This window comes from Brevibacillus laterosporus LMG 15441 (assembly GCF_000219535.2).
Lineage (GTDB): Bacteria > Bacillota > Bacilli > Brevibacillales > Brevibacillaceae > Brevibacillus_B > Brevibacillus_B halotolerans.
Genome location: NZ_CP007806.1, coordinates 2,398,672 through 2,416,927, shown reverse-complemented (window position 1 = coordinate 2,416,927; position 18,256 = coordinate 2,398,672). Strand labels below are relative to the sequence as shown.

The following is an 18,256-nucleotide window of genomic DNA, read 5'->3' as shown; positions in this document are numbered from 1 at the left end:
GTTACGACACATTTATATCTTGTGTTACTTCCTGCTCTCTGTGGCCAAAGTTGGCGTTGTCTTTTGTTAAAAAAGTTTTCTTAGATTCAATATACCGCTTACTTTCTATACCAAGTAAATCTACATATTTTTTAATTTCTTTTTGAGTTACCTTAAATTTTTTAGCAGAGATTTTTATTGCATCTTGCTTGGTGTAATTTAAATCAGTCATACGTTTACATGCTGATAAGATAGATTTGAACAAATTACTATCCAGAAACTCGTTACGTTCCATTAAAATTTTATGTAGACGGGAATACAAATATTTGACTGCTACTTTAGCTTGCTGAACTAATACACCCTAAGCTAATCGTTTATTCTTCGATAACTCTCTTACTTCCAGTTTCTTTTAAATTTAAGAAATTCTTGTATATAACCATACACAGAGATAGGTGACATAATCATTTGATAGCCAAGAATAAAGAAAATAAAGCCTATAAAGTTTTTTCTAATTCTAAGATTTAAAGGTTTAAATACAAAATTTCTTTGATAAAAATAAAGAATACTATAACTGATTAGGGTTAAAGGTAAAACAAGAAGTGTCATTGGGCCAACAATCCAGTAATAACCGAAAAAAGTCAATATCAGCCCAGGAAGCCAAAATAGTGTATAAGTAAGATCTAAATACGGCATGATTAAATTAATTCCAGTTAAGTATTTAACAAATACTTGAGGCTGGTTCCATGGCTTTATTTCATTTAAACCTTCTATCATACCTCTTGCCCATCTTGCTCTCTGTCTGACAAAGTGCTTAAGGGAACTAGGTACTTCAGTAAATGAAACTGCCAATGGCTCAAAATAAACTTTCCACTTTTTCTCAAGTAAACGCCATGTTAAAACAATATCTTCACCTATAGCATCTGGCCAACCACCGACTTCTTTTACACATTGTGTTTTATATATACTAAAGGCTCCTTGAGCAACTAAAGTTCCTTGATATAGGCCTTGAAGTCTTTTAATAGACGCAATACCCAAAAAGTAATCCCATTCTTGAATTTTTGTCCAAAAGTTTTCTCTGCTGTTTTTGGTCAGAACCGAGCCAGCAACAGCACAAACATTTTCTGGGCTAGATTTCATACGTGCTACAAGATAACGTATAGAGGATTTAGGAAGCAGTGTATCTGCATCGATCGTAATGACATAAGGAGTTTCAACAAATTTTAGAGCATGGTTCAAGGCATGGAATTTTCCCGGCATTTCTTCATGAAGTAATGTAATTTCAATACCTAATTCTTTTTTTGCTTTTATGACTTCGTGAACTGTTTGATCTGTAGAACAATTATTAATAACAAATACCTTAATTTTCCCGTGATAATCTTGTTTATTTATATATTGCAAAGTTTGATAGATTTGTCTCTCTTCGTTATAGGCAGCTATAAGAACGATAATCTCATCATGAGGAAATTCATTTTTGAAAGCAGGCTGACGATCAAGAATTAAACTTATTACTAAAAAGGCATTCATATAGCCAGGAATGTATGATATACCTCCGATAATTAATAAAGCTAAAGGAAAGGATACAATATGCGCAAGGTCTTCTAACCATGGAAGCGCCAAGTAAATAGAAAAGCACATCCAAAGCAAAGCAGCTGCGTGACTGATCCAGAATTTTGTTATTACTGGGATATACGTTTTCTTATAGGTATGTCCTGTATGGGGGTTAATGGGATTCAATTCAGGTTTCATGAGATTATCCCCTCTTTTAGATATAAGATGCAAATACCTATAAAAAATACTATACATACAATTGAAAGTAAAAATGTATATTTTGGAAATTTAACAATTTAATAGCAGGTTGTCGAGAAATCCAATTTATTAGTTAACCTTAAGCAGTATTTGATTGTCTTGTTGCACGAAGTGCATAAAAAAAGATCGTTCTCTACCTTAGCTACTCTTAGGGGACTGACCCCATAACGTGAGACAAATCAAAACACCTCCAGGTTACTTCCACATCTTACGATATGGAAGTAGCCTGGAGGTGTTTTGATTTGGCAACGAGAGTGAGTTACCCTATGGAAATTAAGATGAAGGCTGTTGAGATGAGATTGGCTGGTATCCCCGTGAAAGAAGTGATGGATCAGTTTTGTATTAAAAACAAAACACAACTTAAAACATAAATGCGATGGTATAGAAATGGCGAGACACATCGTTTTGAGCAGTCTGTAGGTAAACAGTACACGTATGAGAAAGGGGTGGAATTTACATCAGAGTTGGAGAAATTGAAACAAGAAAATAGGCTCTTAAAACAACAACTTGATGTTTAAAAAAAGTACAAGGAGTGGGAAAGGAGGTGTCACCAGAAGTAGTAGTTCAATGGGAAAATCCCGCCAAGTAGAGTGTACCACCCAAAAGGTCTTTTTGGAGTTCCACAACATCCCCATCTTTTCAATATTAGGAATTATGGGTTCGATAGATTGTGTGTATGGATAACCATCAGATAATCATATCCAAATAAAGAGTCTCATCACATTCTCGTAATACACTTCAGCACCAATATCTTCCCTTAACAGCAGTAATATCACAGACTCAATAATAAATCCTATGATGCCTGAAGACGAAGGATGTGAATTAAATAAAATATCTTCTTATTCGTAACGCCTGCTTGTTGCAACTTAACGACTGGCCAATTTGCAATTGTAAAAGCAACTTTATAAATATTGATTTCCAGATATTCAGGATTGAATTTGTCTCCAAAATATTCATCAATCCTATTAGGAGAATCATTTCCTAGTTCGTAATAACATCTAAAAACCCTTCTTTTGTCCTTTTTTCAACATTATGTTGTATAGACCATTCTCTTAATTCATCAAAAGTCAAATACTATCACTCCCAAATTAAAATTTTAATTATGCAATCCTTTATCAAACCAATCAAAGATAAATTGTGAACGTTCTTTATCGAAGCGTCCATAAATTCGATAGTCTCCCAGTTGTTTGTCAAGAACCTTTATTTCATGTGTATATATTACTCCATTTTTTTTAAGAGATCCTTTAAGTGGTTTTATTCCTTCTTGTCCCTTTGGACCTACCAAACCTTTTTTCATTGCTTCTGCAAATTTACAAGCCTTTTTTTTTCAAATTTGTCTGTAATAGCTTTATAAGCATTTTTTTGAATCCAAGGCTCAGTATATTTACTTGTTCCTTTGAAAAAAATTGTAAATCCATCTTAATAAGTTGGTAACTTCTTGTGTAGCCTTTTTGGCTCCTGTTTTTACAGCACCTTTTAGCAGGCCACCAACACCTGTGATGTAAGTAAATGGATATTCAAATCCTTCTAATTCTCTCGCTTCAATAACCGTCATCTGGATACGTATTATCCTCAGTACGAAATTCGAACAAAAAGAACCCCAGACGAGTTGTTTGCTCGTTTGGAGTGGAAAACAGATAAATCTAGTAAATAGTTAAGTAGTCGTCTTCTACCTCTCCTGTTAATTTAAAGACCATTTTGTATATGCCCGATGCTTTCCCCTTATACTGAAACCGCACGGAAATAACAACATGATTGTAGTCTTCATCAGGCCAATTTGTAATGGTAAGAGAAACTGTATCTACAAACAATGATATATGCTTACTTTCATAGTTCTTATAATCTTTTTCAAATGCATCAAAATTTTCTTCTTTGTAATTACTAAATGTATTCCAGAAGCCTTTTATAGCACGATCTTCTAGGTTATTTGTTAGAACCCACTCTTTAAGTGCTTTTATATCCATTATGTCACCCCCTTCTAATGCTTACCTTTATCAAAGTAATCGAATATGATATGACCAGATTTTTTATCATAGTTACCATAAACTCTCCAATCACCATATCTCTTATCTAAAACTTTAATTTGGTATTGATATGTTTTCTTACCAAATTTTATCCCATTACCCGATAGTCTTTTAATGCCGCTCATACTTTCAGGGCCAACAATTCCCTTTTGCATTGCCTTAAGAAATACCCCTATACCTTCTTTACCAAATCTATTCCTTACCTCATTATAAACCTCATGTTTAATCCAACCCTGTCCTATATTCTTAGAAAAAAACTGCAAATCCATTTTGATAAAAGTAGCAGTAGCTTCTTGTGAAGCTTTTTTAGCTCCAGCCTTGATTGCCCCTTTTAGTAGCCCACCAACACCTGTAATGTAAGTAAATGGATCTTCAAATCCTTCTAATTCTCTGGCCCCACTACCATCATCATATTTGAAAGCCCCAATAACTTTACCGTTTTCAATGATAAAGTCACCACTATGATCATTATCATGAGACTTTTTGCTAGATTTACTACTACATCCGCCAGGATGTGCCCACTTTCCATCCTTAGATTCACACCAATTCCCAGTAGGATCAACATTGCTCACAGGATTGTTATGCACATACGTATACCGATTTCAAACTAAGCGGATTATCCACTTGCCTCCTATACGTATCTTCTGTAATAAACCTTCCATCATTTGGATCATAATACCTGACACGCAGATCAATCAAGCCCGATTCTTCATCATACATACAAGAACGGATTGGACATCGTTTCCTGTTTCTCTTTACATTTCCCCATAGGTCGTACTCATATTTATTAGGGTCTGCCCGGCTTTATCCTTTATTTCTACGATTGTCCCATGGGCATTTGTATAGTAATAGCCTTGTTTTTCATCCTTTACATCATCCCGGTAGAGAAGCTCATTCCCCCAGATGTTCCGGGCTTGGAGGTTGTTCTTTTATCTAGCTTTTTCTATAGGAAAAAAGAAACCCCAACTGTGATTACTAGTTGGGGCAATTAATATGAGATTACACTAAGTTAGCATTATGAAACACTTTTATCTCTTGATCGCTAAGGTTGCTAATAAAAAAACCTGAAAGTTCCTTCTGACAGTCAAGTAAACAACCAAACTCCTCATTTATTTGTATCACTGTTGCCACCTCAATATCACCAAATAAACAATATAAAAAGTTATCAATAAGATAGAAGGTGTAATTTCCCATTTGCTCATGATAATATCCATCATTAGTTTCTTTACAGTCTAACCCTAATATAGGTACACCTTGTATTTTTTCTTGGTTGAGCATCCTAACAGATTTTTGAATAAAGGGTTCACTAATAAAAAATCTAATTTCTGTAAAAATCCCATTGCTAACATCTATATCATCTCTTATATCCAATGAAGCTATTAAAGGTTCTGCTTTATCATACAGCCTCCACTGAAAGCCCCCTTTAAAGAAATATGACTTTTCAGGTGTAGGGGCATCTATAGTAATAGTTACGAGTACGAACTTATCTCCCATATATTCAATACTGCGAGAAGTAGAAGTAATACTATCAGTGACAGACGAATAACGTAACTTCATATATACATACCTCCCCAATTATTTGAATAAGGCGTGATAAATCACGACCTCAGTCTCAGAGACATTTATTCCAATTTCCCACTGTCCTATATTCATAAAATTTTTTCCAGATTTAAGGTTTGGTACAGCCTTCTCCACAGCCGTCCTAAAACTAGTCAACATTGCCTGTTCTATCATCTGTTTACTCTTCGGGCTGAGTTCTTTCACTTGAGGGTTTTTAGTCAGGTAATCAACCATATGTTTAGTCGTATTTGGGTGTGCCCATTTTCCATCCTTAGATTCGTACCAATTCCCAGTAAGATCAACATTACTCACAGGATTGTTATGCACATACGTATACCGATTCAACGACAGTGGATTATCCACTTGCACCTTATACGTATCCTCTGTTATAAACCTTCCATCATTTGGATCATAATACCCATAATACCTTGCTCGCAGATAAATCAAGCCCGATTCTTCATCTTTTGAATGGCGGTTTCAAAGCAAAAAGAAACCCCAAACGAGATTACTCGTTGGGGTAAAATATATACTTTATAGCCTCCTCTTTACATATCAATCGATCTGGAACGGTATGAAAAAACAACAAATTTTCTTTCAAACTAATAATGTTAGGAGATAACTCTAATGCTCTCCTACTATGAAATAAAGCCGACTTATAAGCTCCGTCAATATGACGTAATAGATGGTTTAACAAGGATGAAGCTAGACAGCCAGATAAATCCTCCAACTTCATATCTTTAGCTTTATTCATAGTTTTTTAAGTAATTACCCGAAAGTAAAGCGTCGTTAATCATTGTATTGGTTTTCATCCACCCATTTTAGGATGTCTTCTACCACTATCACTATAATTTAAATCAATACCTCACCGAGAATAACGGCCCAATGAGGTGTCGAATAAATTTATTTAGTATCCATATGCTATTTCTAGCTGTTCACACAATTTCTTTGTTACACTCCCCATATAATGCTTTGCTTTAACAATAATGTTCCTTTCCGTTATTAACGATTCAAGAATAGTGGTAACTAATACCTCCTTTACTTTTTCATCAGAACTCATTGCCATTTTTTCTAAGAATATAAAAATCGCTTTTAGTTTTTTCTCTTGGTCATGTAAATTCAGAATTTCAATTAAATACGGATTAAAAACAATACCAAAAATTACATGAGGTAAATCTTCCTTTAACCACTCAATTTCTTCTTCATACACAGGGTTAAGTTCTGGTATTTCTACTAACAATGTTTGAACTAAATCATTGTACTCCATGTTTAATTCACTCCCAATATCTTTATTTACCAGCTAAAGCATTTCTCAGATCATTTAATAACGCCTGCGCAATCTGTTTCTCCTGATGATTTAATGTATTATTATTCACTAATTTTTCTAATGCTCTGCTATAGTCTCGACCTTTTTGACTATGGAATTTTCCACCAACTGGTATACCTGCTTTCAGCTCAAAACGAATAGCATCCATAGTAGTTCCATTTCCGATTAATTTAGGCATATTTTGCCCTTTATACAATTCATTTACAATGTTTTGTAATTTTTTATTACTTACAGCAGGCTTAATACTTAAATTAATTTTAGAAAAAAACTGCAAATCCATTTTGATAAAAGTAGCTGTAGCTTCTTGTGAAGCTTTTTTAGCTCCAGCCTTGATTGCCCCTTTTAGTAGCCCACCAACACCTGTAATGTAAGTAAATGGATCTTCAAATCCTTCTAATTCTCTGGCCCCACTACCATCATCATATTTGAAAGCCCCAATAACTTTACCGTTTTCAATGATAAAGTCACCACTATGATCATTATCATGAGACTTTTTGCTGGATTTACTACTACATCCGCCAGGATGTGCCCACCTTCCATCCTTAGATTCACACCAATTCCCAGTAGGATCAACATTACTCACAGGATTGTTATGCACATATGCATACCGATTCAAACTAAGCGGATTATCCACTTGCCCCTTATACGTATCCTCTGTTATAAACCTTCCATCATTTGGATCATAATACCTGGCACGCAGATAAATCAAGCCCGATTCTTCATCATATATCTCACCTGCATACAAGAACGGATTGGACATCGTTTCCTGCTTGCTCTCTACATTTCCCCAGAGATCATACTCATACTTATTCAGGGTCTGCCCGGCCTTATCCTTTATTTCTACAATGTCACCATGGGTATTTGTATAGTAATAGCCTTGTTTGTCATCTTTCACATCATCGCGGTAGAGTAGTTCATTCCCCCAGATGTTACGGGCTTGGAGGTTGTTCTTTTCATCTAACTCCTCAATCACGTTGCTATTTAGATAGACATAGTGAGTTGTTTTGCCGTCTATTTCCTTACTTGCCCTAAGTTCACCCGGATAGTATGTGTAGGTGCTTTCCTTTCCGTTCTTTGTATAGGTGTTAAGACGGTTAAGAGCATCGTAGGTGTAAGAACTATCTGCAATCATTGGAGATTTTGCTGTTACAACGCTTTGACGATTGCCCCGTTCATCATACGTGTACGTTTGTTTTCTTGTCGGTGTTGTTTCCTTACGAATCCGATCCAGTTTATCGTAGCCGAACGTGGAAGCAGATTGGTTTACTGTTGTTTCCACTAGATTTCCAAAACCATTATATTGGTTTTGTTCTTCCCATGCTTTGTTGTTAGCTTGGAAATGCTGCACGTCTGTTGTCTGGCCAAATGAGTTGAAGCCTTTCTCGATTTGGGTACCGTTTGGATACTGGACATGCACGGTATCCCCTGTCGTAGACGTGTCGTACTCATAGGTGATTTTGCCCATTCCTGGATATTTAACGGATAAGATGCGTCCTAGCTCATCATAGGTGTAAGCTGTTGCAGTTCCATCTGGATACACAATCGAGTCCGGGGTATCATCTTCATCCTCGTATCTTTGTTCGTACGTACGTCCAAATGTGGTCATGGAAGTCGGACGTAAAAAGCTGTCATACGTATAGGAAACCCTTGTATCGTTATTTTGCTGTGTGAGGAGCTGGCGTGTCGTTGGATCGTAGGTATTCTTCTCTGTCTCTACTACTTTTTTACCTGACAAGACCTGCATCGTATCAAGCTCATAGAATGGTGTACTAGATGGGGTTAAAAAAGAAAACCCTTGAGAACTTTCGTTCTCAAGGTCTTAAGATACTAATAGGAATCTCGATAATTCCCTGCCATTTTTTTTATTAACTCATGGATTTGGTCAATATGCCATATATAATCCGAGTATTTCAAGTGTAATTGTAACAGGTTCTCAACCACATCCCCCACTGAATGTTTATCCCCGTCCAGTTTAGATAAGACCGTCCTAAGTTCTACAACCAAATTTGTGAACTCTTCTAAATTCGCCATTTGTTCTTCTAATTCTTCTTGGGAAATAATCTTTTTACGACAAGAGTCGTTCAGCCGAGAAAGAATACCGATTGTTTTAATAAGCTCTTCTTGCATAAAATCTACCCCTTACAAGTTAATTCTACGACCTTCTTTTAGAGCCGCTTCTGTTTTCTTAGAATTAAACGAACCATCCAAATTCAGTACCGCTTTGACCTTTCCTCGGCTATCGAATACTTCTATGTGGTCATAATGCAATGTGTCTAAGTAGTATCCATCACCTTTTTTTAAATAATTATTCCCTGTTTTTCCATTTATCTTGTAGACTGTAGAACCTTTAACCACTGTGCTAGTTTTTTGCGAGACATTCTTTAAAGAACCACCAAAATCAAGCTTGAAAAACTGAGACATATTTTGAGCTTTGAGAATTTCACAGTTATGCACCCAAATGCCTAGGTTTGAAACAAAGTAAGAATTAAAGTCCTTAACTTCAAAGTTGTATACTGTCGTTTCTCTTGGTGCTTTCTCAATCTTTTCTATTGCCAATGTAGTCCCACTACTCGAAACAAGTAAGTCTCCAACTTTTAGGTCTTTAACAAACGTCCAACCCTTGCCATCCACCCAAAAAGGATGTTCCGCAGTAGCCTCTAAAACTTCATCCCCGACGTGTACATTATAGATTTGATCAGACTGTTTTTGAAACAGCCCCACGACTTCTTTATATGCCACTACTCCAGTTTCATCTGATTTAGAGAGAACTTTATCCCCTACCTCAATTTCCTCAATAGGTTTCTCCCCTTCGTCAGTCAATACCTTTGTACCTGCTGTAAAGCAATTACATTTTACAATTGCTTTGACAGCTTTATTAATTTTAACATTAACTTTAGCTGCTTTTAGAACTTTTGCAAATGGGAAAAGGCTAGCGGCAGTAAAAGCTTTTTCACCCAATGATTTAGTCGGATCCAAAAGCGTATTTATATCGTCTACTATTAAGAAATTTGCTCCTTCAGTTGCTATCTTCTTACCTGACGATACTTGTGCATCAAGATTTGTCTTGCAATTCGCCATATCAACAGCACATGTTAAAGACGGAGAAACCGGAAAAGCAACATTCCCTGTCGGGTCAGAATGAATTAATGGATTATTGTAAACATACGTATACCGGTTCAAACTAAGCGGATTATCCACTTGCCCCTTATACGTATCCTCTGTTATAAACCTTCCATCATTTGGATCATAATACCTGGCACGCAGATAAATCAAGCCGGATTCTTCGTCATATAGCTCTCCCGCATACAAGAACGGATTGGACATCGTTTCCTGCTTGCTCTCTATATTTCCCCAGAGGTCGTACTCATACTTATTCAGGGTCTGCCCAGCTTTGTCCTTTATTTCTACAATATCTCCGTGGGCATTTGTATAGTAATAGCCTTGTTTGTCACCTTTTACATCATCCCGGTAGAGAAGCTCATTCCCCCAGATGTTACGGGCTTGGAGGTTGTTCTTTTCATCTAACTCCTCAATCACGTTGCCATTTAGATAGACATAGTGAGTTGTTTTGCCGTCTATTTCCTTACTTGCCCTAAGTTCACCCGGATAGTATGTGTAGGTGCTTTCCTTTCCGTTCTTTGTATAGGTGTTAAGACGGTTAAGAGCATCGTAGGTGTAAGAACTATCTGCAATCATTGGAGATTTTGCCGTCAAAATACTTTGGCGGTTGCCCCGTTCGTCGTACGTATACGTTTGTTCTCTTGTCGGTGTTGTTTCCTTGCGAATCCGATCCAGTTTATCATAGCCGAAAGTAGACGCAGATTGGTTTACCGTTGTTTCTACTAGATTTCCAAAGCCATTATATTGGTTTTTCTCTATCCATGCTTTGTTGTTGTCTTGGAAATGCTGTACGTCTGTTGTCTGGCCAAATGAGTTGAAGCCTTTCTCGATTTTGGTACCGTTTGGATACTGGACATGCACGGTATCCCCTGTCGTAGATGTATCGTACTCATAGGTGATTTTGTCCATTCCTGGATGTTTGACGGATAAGATGCGTCCTAGCTCATCATAGTTGTAAGCTGTGATAGCTCCATCTGGATATACAATCGAATCCGGGGTGTCATCTTCATCCTCGTATCTTTGTTCGTACGTACGTCCAAATGTGGTCATGGAAGTCGGACGTAAAAAGCTGTCATACGTATAGGAAACCCTTGTATCGTTGTTTTGCTGGGTGACTAGCTGGCGTGTCGTTGGATCGTAGGTATTCTTCTCCGTCTCTACTACTTTTTTACCTGACAAGACCTGCATTGTATCAAGCTCATAGAATGGTGTATAGGTATATTTACGAGTATTTCCCTTCTGATCCGTAAAGCTGGTTAGATTTCCACTCTGATCATATTCGTAATTCTCTTTGACCTTTTTGGTAGCTGGATCAATTTCACGCAGCTTCCATGAAAGTCCATTGTATACGTAACGGGCCGTCTCCTTGTCATTTTCAAAGGTACTCATCAGGTTCCCGTTCGCATCATATTGGAATTTGTATATGTTCTTTTCCGGGTCTTTTACATAGATGGGTTCTCCTCGTAAATCATACTTATAGTCCCATTTACGCTTTTCTCCCTCTTCGTTTGTGATCTGCTTATGCGTTGGATTGCCAAAGCGGTCATACTGCATCTGAGTTTCCGTTGATAACGTGCCGTCTGCCGTATGAACCCTACTGGTAATCATTTGTCCATAGCGATCATAAAGCTCTGTGGTTTCTAATCCATTGGGAGCAATCGTTTTTTCTACCGGAATTATCAAACTGCTATCCTCGGCCTGATTAGCGTATTGCATGGTGGTCGTGCGTTTCAGCGCGTCTGTGACAGTCTTTAGGGTTCCATCACTGTGATAGCTGTATGTGGTTCCTTTTTCCTTTTTCCCATACGGATATGTTGCTACTAATCGTTTTCCATCCTCTGCATAGCTATTTTCTACAAGAGTACGTCGATTGCCCTGACTATCTACCTCTACGGAGAACACGACTTCCCCAGCAGGTGTATATGAAGTGATCAGACCTGTTTTGTTAGGCAACGATTTCATCACTGTACGATCCCTGTTTGTATACGAATATTTTGTTTCCCGATTATCGCCATCTGAGGAAATAAACATTTCCTTTTGAATCCTTCCAAGTTCATCGTAGAAATACCCTACTATGCTCTCATCAGGAAATTGTTTAGTTACTAAGAAATCTAAATCGTCATACCTATAGGTAAATGCATACGTTTCTAGGGAGTTTTCTCCGTTATAGACCGTAATTTGTTCCGTTGAGACATGCAGATCATTCTGGTCATAGGTAAAGGACTTCGAGAAATGGGAGAATTCATCACTTGCCCCAAATTGAACCTCTGTTAAGGAAATTGGAAGCTTTTTGTCCCCATACTTGTATGTACGAAGCAGCTTATCCTCATATTCCTGCCCTGGGTATTTGGCTGTAATGGTTTCTGTTTCCAGTAAATTGTCCCGATTGTAAACATACTCTTGCTTTTTGGAATGTCCATTTTCAGCAACTTGTTCCACGAGAACAGGCAGTCGCAAGGTCCCTACTTCTTTGTAGCTGTAATGGGTTGTTAAACCATTCGGGTCCTTTTGCTCTGTCACATCTCCATTTTGGTCATACTCATAGATCGCCTCATTTGCTAAGGAGGAGAGGTTTTCGATCTTGTCGCGCTTATCGATCTGAGGTGCCAATAAATACTGCTTAGCCTCTCCCTCTGGCAAGTTATCTACAAAATGATAGACATACGATGGCTTCGTTTTAATCCCTTCGTAGGCGTAGCTGGTATAGCTCACCGGGTTATATCGATAAGCTTTCCCATCTGCTGCTACCGACTCGGATTGCTCTTTGGGACTTGTCTTCTTTTCAAGAACCAGATTAAAATGTTCGTTTTCATTAACCCGATAGGTTCTTTCCGTCGATTGCGAGGAAAAACTATTAGTTTCTTCAATGGTCACAATGTCTCCCTGACGAAGCGGATGGTTACTCAAACGCGTAATACCAGACTTAGGTGTCTTCCAAATCTCTTTTGTTGGCTTTCCTTGATTAGTGAATTTGTAGTAATAGATAAAGCTTTTTCTTTCGGAATTCCCAAACAAGGAAGAGGTTTGATCATAGCTAAATCGAACCGAAGTGACCGGATGATACGTATAGTAGGATATCGCTTGGTTATCCTGATAAAGCCTAATGACTCCGCGTTCAAACGGATTGGCAGATTCAGGATTAAAGGTGCTATAGGTATAATCGACTGTTAAGCCCTGTGTAGGATACTCTACCTTTTGCAGCAATAAGTATTCAATAAACTGCCGTTTTTGTTTGTCTTTTGCTAGATAGGCTTCCGATTCAAGCTGATCTGGCTTCACAGCCTCGTTATTTTCTTTTGGTAATTCGTATGACTTGATGTAGTTATATTCCGCAGTTGCTGTTTTATAGCTGTATCTAGCAATTGTAGTAGATTTTCCATCCTTTACTTCTTCTACACTCTCCAGCCGCTGTGTATTGTTCAGATCTCCATAATGGTATCTAAGCTCTTTGATCAGGTTATTTTTTTGGTTATACACCTTAAGGAAATCGATCGTTCCTTCCTTCCCATACCCAATCTCCACTCTTCTTCCAACGGTATCAATAATTTCGATCGTACTTTTATAATCTGGAATCTTGTACGTAATTTTATCTCCATAGATATTTTGCTTTTCAACAATATACGTACTACCTTTTTCCCTATATTCAATGGAATAGGAATAACCATCTTTTGCAAAACCTAACTCTCTGTTTGTCATAAGAGAAGGCAATTTAATATTCTGGTAGGGAAGCTTTTTACTACTATCAATCGTACTCCAATCATCACCGGACATGATAAATTGGGAAACAGGGTGTTTTGTATTTTTTGCCTCATAAAATTGCTGATTACTATAATCATGTACGTTAATCCCTAATTCCTTTGTTATCTCATCAAAGGTTGGAAGATTAAAGCTCCAGCCTGTTCCTACCGTATGGGGCAAGGTACCGGATTCTTCTCTTACGATCGTGGTTCTATTCTCTTTCGCCGTTTCACTATATTCGAAACCAGGGGCCGTAATTTTACTAGATAGCGAGTTATATCGGCGCTGGATAACCAAATCCATTCCATGCTTTCCTTCAAGGGTCAAATCTGTTTCCAGCATGTTCGAGGTAAGATAGATATCATCTACGGGATTTTCCACATGATTGGTAAAATGACGAATAGGCTGTTCCTTTTCTGTAAAGTGCATACTTGGACTTGGTGCAGGAGCCGATGCCATGCGCTTTACTCTAGCTTTTGGTTTGTCCTTGTCTCTCCAATCCTGTAGAGCCTGAACGACACTAGGGGCTTTTTGCTCTAACAGCTGTACTTTTTCGGCTGATAAGTTGGCAATCTGGTCCATGACCTGTTCGTCATTCCACGTGTACAGCTGATTGATCTCTTCTTCTGTCAAAAGCTGATGCACATCGGTATAATAATAGGCAACGATTTGTAAAAGTGTGCGATCCCCCTGATCAAAAAGCTGTTGAACAGACGCAAGCGGAAGCTGTTCCCACTTCATTTGGGCTATTTGTTCTTTAGTTACGTCCCCTTTCGTAGATGTTGGTTCTTTTTCCTGCTGTTCTACTTTTTTCTGTTCCTCTATAATCCAATCTTTTGTATCCTTTTCATTTGTCTTTCTTATTTCCTCGTTTTTCTCTGGCGCATCTGTTGCCCCAACAACAAATGCGTTTGTAAATAACCCTGTCCAAAGAATGGCAACACATAAAAAAGAGGAAACCCATTTTCTATACATAAATTCCTCCCAAACCCTTTATTTTACTCCTGTACGGTTTTTTTCGTTAGTAGATTTCCATTTTCATCGTATAAATAACGAAGGATAACTGTTCCGTCTTTTTTAATAGCGATTAATTGATTCTGCTCATTGTATTCGTATTCATACAAGGCTGCGATATGGTTCTCTCGAAAAGCAATCGAGAAGGCATCGCTTTTTACTTCAGCAGTTGCACCAACAATACAATTCTTCTCTATTTTCACCATCAGGTTGTCCACTGGCTTATCATGGATCTTGGCTTTGCCATTCAATTGAATGGTTATCTGATTGTCTGAATCACGCTTTGTCGATACGATTAAACCTTCTGGCAAATTTTCAATCGTGATTCCGCTCGAGAGATCTTTTGCAAAAACTCCCTGCTTGAGATAAACGCTTAAAGGCATAGCTATGCTGCCATCGTTTTGACTTGACTCCTGAAGTACATTCGTAGATAGGATTAGTTGCGGATTCGTAACGGTACCAGGTATCTGGACTTTTAACTCATCGCTGAGTAGCGAGACGGTTAAGGATTCAAAAATGACAACAACCTGATAATGATATTGCATGCCAGGCTGTACATTCTTATCAATATACTTATTCTGGCTTACATTTTTGGGATTCTCCCCATTTCGGATCACGGTATACGATAGAATCGGATCGTTTGGTTTTACGACAGGGTCCCATGTTAACGTAACTTCGTTTTCGCTAACAGATGATGCTACGAGATTAACCGGCTTCGTGGAAAGTTCATGTAAGCTTCGATAAACCTCACCCTTGTAAATCACATCGATATCAGCATACTTATCCTCATTTTTTCCGCCACAACCGATGAGAATATAACTATCCTTCTTTACATATCCACTGTAGTTATCTTTATCCTGATAGGTAATTCGGCTAGGTGCCTCTCTGAAAGCAGATTCCTCTCTAATTGCACAGGATGTATCATCATAAAACCGTTCTTTCTTATAGATTTGGACCGATTTTTTATAGGGAATGGGAACCGCGACATTACTTGGCTCGGAACGTCTACCTGCTATATCGATCGCTCGAACCACATAGCTGTAAACCAAGGGGTCTTGATCACTATCCGTAAACGTAGTCGTTTTTGTCATAGCAATACGCTTTCCATTTCGATAGATTTCATAGCCTGCTAAAGCAACATTGCTTTTCGAACCAGTCCAGTTGATGACCATTTTTTGATCATCCGTTTCAAATGCTTTCAAAAGACCGGGTCTTGTTGGCGGCTCTTCCTCTTCTAAAATCGATCTTTTCTTGCGAAGCGAGACCTTAGGTTGATTTGTAGGCTGCTCGTCTCCTAGTTCAAAATGCTCAAGGGTAAGCGGGGAACGCTCAATGTTCCCACTGTATTCAATGCTGAGAATCACTGTTTTTTGATCGTCTTTATCTAGTACAGTAGCGAAGTATTTTCCTTTAACCAGTTGACCCCTATACTGATTGTCGTTATAAGTAATCTCTGGCGCAGCAGCTTCATACATCAACTTCTCTATTTCGATAAGTTTACTTGGATCAAGCTCTTCTTGTGGTAATGTTCGTTCAGACGTAAGAGAAATGGTAACGGCTTGTTTTGTCTCTTGTTCTTGCAGAATTTTTTCCACGGTCTCTTTTTCAAGCGTTACCTCATTTTCTTGAGTAAGCTGAGAGGAAACGGAAGATTCATATCCCGGTATAGAAATGAGTTCGGAGTTTGTTTGAGGCTCTTGGGTCTGTTGTTTTTGCTGGTTTCCCTGGTTTCCCTGATTTTCTTGTTTTTCATGATCCGGTTCTATCCCAGATTCTTTCTCAGATTTTTGTTCAACGGTTGAAGCCGTGTTTTCTGAGAGCGCTGTCGTTTCTGGTGTAGCTAGAGAGGAAGAATCAGAGCTGGGCGTCTTTTCCTTCGCAGTTTGTAAAATCCCCTCTGTTTCCCTCTGTTCCAACGTCTGGCTTGTCGTTTGTTCTAACGGTATTGCTTAAAGCAATGACTTCACCTCCTGGCAAGATACTGATACACAGCGTGATAATCCATATCATTGCTGTCCACTTTTTAATCGTGTTGTACATACGAGATAGTTACCTCCCATTTCCAAATTGGCAAAACATAGTTATCTTATAATGAAAGCTGGATCGTAACAAGGGTATTCATGAAGTTAATTTATTCCATTATAAAAAATCTTAATGACATTCCCCTCGCCCTTCCTTTAGAGCAATATTTTACCACGCTGTTCTACGATTTCAGTTTTTTAACTTTATTCGCAACGGCATTAAATTTTTCGACAAAAATAAACTGCTTTTGACAATAAAAAAGAACACTAAGTCAATAGCGTTCTACAACGTGGAGATAAAAGAACAGGAGGTATTGGGGATCTGCAAGCTGAAGACCTATAAAATGATGAATTCGACTTTGAATCCATATTGTGCAAGAACTCCTATTCATAGTCATCTTTCATCTATGAGAAGTATGAAGGCATAAAAATCCATTCTTCTTAAATAAGAAATAATGTAAGGTTGGTAATGATTCTCGTTTGTTCATTCTGCCCCTCAGTCACGTCATCAAGTAAAATATCACGGTTTTAGGAAACACATCTGTCCGAGATGATAATGCTACTGCACTTTCATGTAATACAAGCCATTTTGGGCTGTAAGTAGTTTGCTGTCTGTATCATATTTTCTACGAATGATGAACGAGCAGATATTCTGATTGATTTCTCTGCTCTAACTGCTAGTGCTCCGTTCCCTGATGGAACAATGGCGGACCCGCAAACAGTCGGTCAAATTATGCAATTTACAGTCATAAAGAAAAAAGTATTATCGCCAAAGAAATTACCATCCATCCTCCAGAAGATTCCGAAATTAAAGCCAACCAAAACGCGAACCTTAACATTATACGAGCTGGAAGGTCCTAATCGTCCCCTGCAGGTCACATTAGATGGCCAACTGTGGCAAAATCTTGTTTCAGAACTGCCTCAGGCGGGAACTACAGAGGATTGGCAAATTGTAAATCTTACCAATGACACTCATCCAATCCATATTCATCTCGTTCAGTTCCTACTTGTTAACCGCCAAAAGCTCCGAACTGCCGACTATTTAGTAGACTGGGAGAAACGAAATAAAGCAACACCGCCTGGAACCCCACCTTTTTATGTTAAGCCAAAGAAACTGCCGACAAAACCATATTTGCAAGGTAAGCCCATTAAGCCTGCAGGCAATGAGAAAGGCTGGAAGGATACAATACAAATGAATCCTGGAGAAGTAACGACAATAAGGATTAGGTTCGCGTCACAAGATGGCAGTCCCTATCCTTTTGATCCTAGCATTGGTCCGGGATATGTCTGGCATTGCCATATGATTGCCCATGAGGATAATGAAATGATGAGACCGTTAAAAATATTACCCAGTAAATAAGGTAGCCATTAATGCAACAGAATACCACGCACCAGCCGATTGTCCAGGTACCGTGATCTGGGTTGGGTCGTCACCGAAAACCTCAATGTTATTCTTTACCCAATGCAAGGCAGCAATCAAATCCCTTAATGCAAAGGTTTCCCTCGGATATGCCTGGTAAAAATAGATTTCCTAAAGCTTCTAACCGGTAATTGACTGTAACTACAACGATATCGCCATTTAAAGCCAGGTCAGGTCCGTTCCCATGGCAAAGCCCACCCACCAGTTAGCCACCCTCCCCCATGGATACAGAAAAGGACAGGTCTTTTTT

15 protein-coding genes and 2 pseudogenes are annotated in these 18,256 nt (G+C 38.2%); 2 read left to right on the top strand and 15 right to left on the bottom strand.

Features of this window, described 5'->3' with window-relative positions; genetic code table 11:
* Position 1: 1 nt before the first annotated feature.
* Positions 2-211 carry a hypothetical protein gene (locus BRLA_RS11050; protein ID WP_238547464.1) on the bottom strand — a complete coding sequence of 70 codons (210 nt, stop codon included), beginning with the start codon at positions 209-211 and terminating at the stop codon, positions 2-4.
* Between the two features lie 161 nt (positions 212-372).
* The gene (locus tag BRLA_RS11045; protein WP_003337469.1) at positions 373-1,725 is read right to left on the bottom strand and encodes a glycosyltransferase family 2 protein; all 1,353 of its coding nucleotides are present in this window, start codon (positions 1,723-1,725) and stop codon (positions 373-375) included.
* A gap of 302 nt (positions 1,726-2,027) precedes the next feature.
* Here BRLA_RS11045 and BRLA_RS24610 point away from each other — a divergent pair.
* Positions 2,028-2,353 (top strand): annotated as a pseudogene (locus BRLA_RS24610) (IS3 family transposase); the annotation flags it as partial.
* A 528-nt stretch (positions 2,354-2,881) separates the two neighbouring features.
* Here the strand turns inward: BRLA_RS24610 and BRLA_RS11035 are convergent.
* The 12 genes and pseudogenes from BRLA_RS11035 to BRLA_RS10990 form a co-directional block, all read right to left on the bottom strand.
* Positions 2,882-3,082, bottom strand: a complete 201-nt coding sequence (locus BRLA_RS11035) for a hypothetical protein (RefSeq protein ID WP_003337466.1) — start codon at positions 3,080-3,082, stop codon at positions 2,882-2,884.
* A gap of 87 nt (positions 3,083-3,169) precedes the next feature.
* Positions 3,170-3,340 carry a hypothetical protein gene (locus BRLA_RS23965; protein ID WP_003337465.1) on the bottom strand — a complete coding sequence of 57 codons (171 nt, stop codon included), beginning with the start codon at positions 3,338-3,340 and terminating at the stop codon, positions 3,170-3,172.
* A gap of 88 nt (positions 3,341-3,428) precedes the next feature.
* On the bottom strand, positions 3,429-3,749 hold the full coding sequence (locus BRLA_RS11030) for a hypothetical protein (protein ID WP_003337463.1): 321 nt from the start codon (positions 3,747-3,749) through the stop codon (positions 3,429-3,431).
* 14 nt (positions 3,750-3,763) lie between these two features.
* Positions 3,764-4,381, bottom strand: coding sequence for a hypothetical protein (locus BRLA_RS11025; RefSeq protein WP_147400934.1), 618 nt, complete (start codon positions 4,379-4,381; stop codon positions 3,764-3,766).
* Positions 4,382-4,388: 7 nt separating this feature from the next.
* On the bottom strand, positions 4,389-4,529 hold the full coding sequence (locus tag BRLA_RS23680) for a hypothetical protein (protein ID WP_003337461.1): 141 nt from the start codon (positions 4,527-4,529) through the stop codon (positions 4,389-4,391).
* A 279-nt stretch (positions 4,530-4,808) separates the two neighbouring features.
* Positions 4,809-5,366, bottom strand: a complete 558-nt coding sequence (locus BRLA_RS11020; RefSeq protein WP_003337459.1) for a hypothetical protein — start codon at positions 5,364-5,366, stop codon at positions 4,809-4,811.
* 18 nt (positions 5,367-5,384) lie between these two features.
* Positions 5,385-5,831, bottom strand: a pseudogene (locus BRLA_RS11015) (RHS repeat-associated core domain-containing protein); the annotation flags it as partial.
* A gap of 442 nt (positions 5,832-6,273) precedes the next feature.
* On the bottom strand, positions 6,274-6,633 hold the full coding sequence (locus BRLA_RS11010; protein WP_003337456.1) for a DUF7674 family protein: 360 nt from the start codon (positions 6,631-6,633) through the stop codon (positions 6,274-6,276).
* 22 nt (positions 6,634-6,655) lie between these two features.
* Positions 6,656-8,437, bottom strand: a complete 1,782-nt coding sequence (locus BRLA_RS11005) for an RHS repeat domain-containing protein (protein ID WP_003337455.1) — start codon at positions 8,435-8,437, stop codon at positions 6,656-6,658.
* An 83-nt stretch (positions 8,438-8,520) separates the two neighbouring features.
* Positions 8,521-8,820 (bottom strand): hypothetical protein, encoded by a 300-nt coding sequence (locus tag BRLA_RS11000; RefSeq protein ID WP_003337454.1) that lies wholly within the window; start codon positions 8,818-8,820, stop codon positions 8,521-8,523.
* A 12-nt stretch (positions 8,821-8,832) separates the two neighbouring features.
* Positions 8,833-14,526 (bottom strand): polymorphic toxin-type HINT domain-containing protein, encoded by a 5,694-nt coding sequence (locus BRLA_RS10995; RefSeq protein WP_003337453.1) that lies wholly within the window; start codon positions 14,524-14,526, stop codon positions 8,833-8,835.
* Between the two features lie 23 nt (positions 14,527-14,549).
* Positions 14,550-16,481: a fibronectin type III domain-containing protein gene (locus BRLA_RS10990; protein WP_003337452.1), complete on the bottom strand. Its 1,932-nt coding sequence runs from the start codon at positions 16,479-16,481 to the stop codon at positions 14,550-14,552.
* An 808-nt stretch (positions 16,482-17,289) separates the two neighbouring features.
* Between BRLA_RS10990 and BRLA_RS10985 the strand changes: the two genes are divergently transcribed.
* Complete coding sequence (locus tag BRLA_RS10985) at positions 17,290-17,946, top strand: multicopper oxidase domain-containing protein (protein WP_003337451.1); 657 nt, start codon at positions 17,290-17,292, stop codon at positions 17,944-17,946.
* On the opposite strand, the gene BRLA_RS25260 is transcribed toward BRLA_RS10985, so the two are convergent.
* Complete coding sequence (locus BRLA_RS25260; protein WP_081870810.1) at positions 17,932-18,114, bottom strand: carboxylesterase family protein; 183 nt, start codon at positions 18,112-18,114, stop codon at positions 17,932-17,934. The genes BRLA_RS10985 and BRLA_RS25260 overlap by 15 nt on opposite strands.
* Positions 18,115-18,256 lie beyond the last annotated feature (142 nt).